2 protein-coding genes, 1 tRNA gene and 1 rRNA gene (1 of these 4 cut by a window edge) are annotated in these 2,500 nt (G+C 37.5%); 1 reads left to right on the forward strand and 3 read right to left on the reverse strand.

The genetic code is table 11. The features are described from left to right. Positions 1-133: 133 nt before the first annotated feature. The 3 genes from ACFSCZ_RS17675 to ACFSCZ_RS17685 form a co-directional block, all read right to left on the reverse strand. A complete protein-coding gene (locus ACFSCZ_RS17675) occupies positions 134-493 on the reverse strand; it encodes a carboxymuconolactone decarboxylase family protein (protein WP_380775829.1) in 360 nt (119 codons plus the stop codon). 337 nt (positions 494-830) lie between these two features. Continuing rightward, positions 831-903: transfer RNA gene (locus ACFSCZ_RS17680), tRNA-Ala, on the reverse strand. 57 nt (positions 904-960) lie between these two features. Then, entirely contained in the window at positions 961-1,653 is a 693-nt protein-coding gene (locus tag ACFSCZ_RS17685; protein ID WP_380775831.1) for an MgtC/SapB family protein, read from the reverse strand. Between the two features lie 711 nt (positions 1,654-2,364). Between ACFSCZ_RS17685 and ACFSCZ_RS17690 the strand changes: the two genes are divergently transcribed. Further along, positions 2,365-2,500, forward strand: a 16S ribosomal RNA gene (locus ACFSCZ_RS17690) (its annotated part continues 1,004 nt past the right edge of the window); the annotation flags it as partial.

Below are 2,500 nucleotides of genomic sequence, written 5' to 3' on the forward strand. Positions count from 1 at the left end.
ATGTTGGTGTGGTAACTTACATTTTACTAGAAAGGGCGATTTTTTTGTATGCCTTTTTTAGAACTAAACAAAATAGGGCTGTCACAGAAAATCAGTTTTTACTGACTTTCTGGACAGCCCCTTTTTCATTCATTTAATGGCGAGAATCTTTTAATTCTTCCATTGACTGTTGAACAAGTGTCACAGCCTGGCTCATCGCTGCTCCGCCACCGAAAGCAGCAGTCACACCAACCGTTTCCAATATCTCTTCTTCGGTACAGCCTTGGTCGAGGCATCCTTTTGTATGGTAGATGATACAATACTCATCCTGAGCATAGAGGCTGATTCCGAGTGCAATCATTTGTTTTTCTTTTTGTGAAAGTGTTCCTTCCTCAAAGCATGTTTGGGTAAAATGATTATAGGCTTCCGCTATCTTAGGCATTTTCCTGGTAAAGATCCCTAACCCATTTTTATATTCCTGTAATGCTGCTTCAGTAAAATTTTGTGCTTCCATGACTGATTCTCCTTTCGGAGAATAGTATGACTTTTAAAACGCAGTTCATACGCATTATTCCATTTTTATATAGATCGTCCCGGCAGTCTAATGGTATATGTTCACCAAATGGCAGTGCACCTTTGCCTTAATGGTTTGCCTGTCAAAAATTTATTTAGACAAAGGAAAATAAAAATAATTAAATAAAACCCTGTGATATTTTTCAATCGCTGTTATGGTCAAGATAACGCTTTTATTTGCTCATCAAATACATTAAAAAAACAATTTATGTACTGCCAGTGAATATGACAGAAAATAAAAAACGCTTCATCCCTTAAGGATTAAGCGTTGAACAAGATGGAGCATAGCGGGATCGAACCGCTGACCTCTTGCATGCCATGCAAGCGCTCTCCCAGCTGAGCTAATGCCCCGTAAACTGAACACATTTTCTATTATAGCTTCTTTTGCTAAAAGTGCAAGAGAAAGTTTCAGCTGATTATCTCAATTTCTTGAACATCCTTCATGTCTGAAATGGTATAGTAGATATCCGTAACCGATCTTTTGGTGTTCACTCTTGTTTTTAGTTCCAAAAGGTGAGCGGATTGTTCCCGTAAATCTTTAATTCTTGTTTGGGCAATATGAATTTTTTCTTTCTTTAAATTAGAAATTACTTGTTCAACACTTTCTCTTTCCTTTATGGTGATCTTGATGAGGAGATCCTTTTTTGAAAGTTTTTTGGGTCCGATTTTCGAGATGGCTAAAGGAAGGAGTTCTACGCTGATGATAAGCAGCACAACTCCTGCAACTGCTTCAACATAAAATCCTGCACCCACAGCAATCCCGATCCCTGCAGCTCCCCAAATCATTGCAGCGGTAGTTAATCCTGAAATATGATCATTCCCGCGTCTAAGGATGACCCCAGCTCCCAAAAAACCGATCCCTGAAACAATTTGTGCAGCCAGTCGGAGTGGATCCATTTGAATCCGGACCTCATCACTGCCGGGAAACAGATAAGCGGATTCTATAGAAACGATCGTTAGTAAACAGCTGATAATAGATATGACAAGACTGGTTTTTAAACCTAATGGTTTCCGCTTTAACTCTCTCTCGAGCCCGATGATTAACCCAAGTGCTGCAGAAATACATAGTTTAATAAGTAATTCTACATCAATCCAATCCATATTCTTCTCTCCTGTCTACTATGGATTATCGCTTAAAAGAAACTGTGATCTATACTTATCATACATTGGAACCCTTAATAATGAAAATGACAAAAGGCAATTCCTCTTAAGCATCAAAAGTCCTTTTTTAATTCTGGTCTTATATAAAGAGATAAGTGAAACCGGAGAAAACAAATGCCATACAAGATGAGAAAATAAAAGTACCTGCATGGACTTTTTCATCTGAGTTGCTGATTCGAAGTGCTTCAATATAAGAATAAGAAAATAGATAGAGTGCCATAACAAAAGAAACCGTTAATGCGATCATATTTAAAATGATAATCACCTTCCCAAATAAATAGATGTTTGCTATTATATATGTATTAAATTTTGGGAAGATGAAAAGATAAATATTTTATAATTTACCTATTGCATCTCCAAAATAACTATGATATATTATTACCTGTCCGAAAGAGATGTTAAACACTGAAAAAAGTTCAAAAAAGCTGTTGACAAATCAGGGAGGTAAGTGTTAAGATATAAAAGTCGCTTCAAACAAGGTGATTAAAACAAGATCAACAAAATTTTAAAAGTAGTTGACAGACTTAGTTTGATGCGGTATAATAGAAAAGTCGCCCTAAAGCGATAATGTTTGATCTTTGAAAACTGAACGAAACGAAACGTCAATAATTTATGATTTTTAGTCAGCTTTAAAATGAGCTAACAAACATCTTTTATGAGAGTTTGATCCTGGCTCAGGACGAACGCTGGCGGCGTGCCTAATACATGCAAGTCGAGCGGATGAAAGGGAGCTTGCTCCCCGGATTCAGCGGCGGACGGGTGAGTAACACGTGGGCAACCTGCCTGT

It is taken from the genome of Siminovitchia sediminis, assembly GCF_042680885.1.
Taxonomy (GTDB): Bacteria; Bacillota; Bacilli; order Bacillales; family Bacillaceae_C; genus Siminovitchia; species Siminovitchia sediminis.

Excerpts from the sequence above, each read along its gene's own strand:
- ACFSCZ_RS17685 (WP_380775831.1), bottom strand. The coding sequence starts at position 1,653 with ATGGATTGGATTGATGTAGAATTACTTATTAAACTATGTATTTCTGCA.
- ACFSCZ_RS17675 (WP_380775829.1), bottom strand. The coding sequence starts at position 493 with ATGGAAGCACAAAATTTTACTGAAGCAGCATTACAGGAATATAAAAAT.